The organism is Cupriavidus sp. 01L46 (genome assembly GCF_056399905.1).
In genome coordinates this window covers 1-829 of the sequence record NZ_JBFTSF010000655.1, presented here as the reverse complement: position 1 = coordinate 829, position 829 = coordinate 1, and the positions used below count along the sequence as shown (strand labels likewise).

Genomic DNA, 829 nt, shown 5'->3' with positions numbered 1-829 from the left:
GCCATTGACCGTGGCGCCGAGATTCAGCGCGATGGCCGCGCCCTCGACCCCGCTCTCGGCCACCGGCGCCAGGCTCGGCGCCAGCGGGTTGACCGTCACCGTCTCGGTGGTCCTGGTGGTGGTGCTGAGGTTGCCTTCGCTGTCGGTGGCGGTCGCGGCCACGCTCAGCGTGAAGTTGGCATCGCTGGTCGGCGTGATCGTCAGTGAGCCTAATGTCCAGCCATGGACATCGACCGTGGTGTGGCCAGCCGAAGCGGTGAAGCTGTGGCTGCCATCGCTCAACGTGGCGCCCAGCGGGATCGCGCCGACCACCAGCGAGGCCAGGCTGTTGCTGTCGCCGGCGAGGCCATTGACCGTGGCGCCCAGGTTCAGCGCGATGGCGGCGCCCTCGACTCCGCTCTCGGCCACCGGGGCCAGGGTCGGCGCCAGCGGGTTGACCGTCACCATCTCGGTGGCCATGGTGGTGGCGCTGAGGTTGCCCTCGCCGTCGGTGGCGGTGGCCGCCACGCTCAGTGTGAAGTTGGCGTCGCTGGTTGGCGTGATCGTCAGGGCCGACAAGGTCCAGCCATGGACATCGACCGCGCTGTGGCTCGCATCGGCGGTGAAGCTGTGACCACCCGCGCCGTCGCTCACAGTGGCACCGGCCGGGATCGCGCTGACGACCAGCGAAGCCAGGCTGTTGCTGTCGCCGGCCAGGCCGTTGACCGTGGCGCCGAGATTCAGCGCGATGGCCGCGCCCTCGACTCCGCTCTCGGCCACTGGCGCCAGGCTCGGCGCCAGCGGATTGACCGTCACCGTCTCGGTCGCCGTGGTGGTGGTGCTGAGGAGG

Annotated in this window: 1 protein-coding gene; it reads right to left on the bottom strand. The window is 70.3% G+C overall.

Annotated features, from left to right (window positions below):
* Positions 1-829, bottom strand: an 829-nt coding sequence (locus AC1DS3_RS39140; RefSeq protein WP_477129429.1) for a hypothetical protein, incomplete at both ends; no start/stop codon positions are given.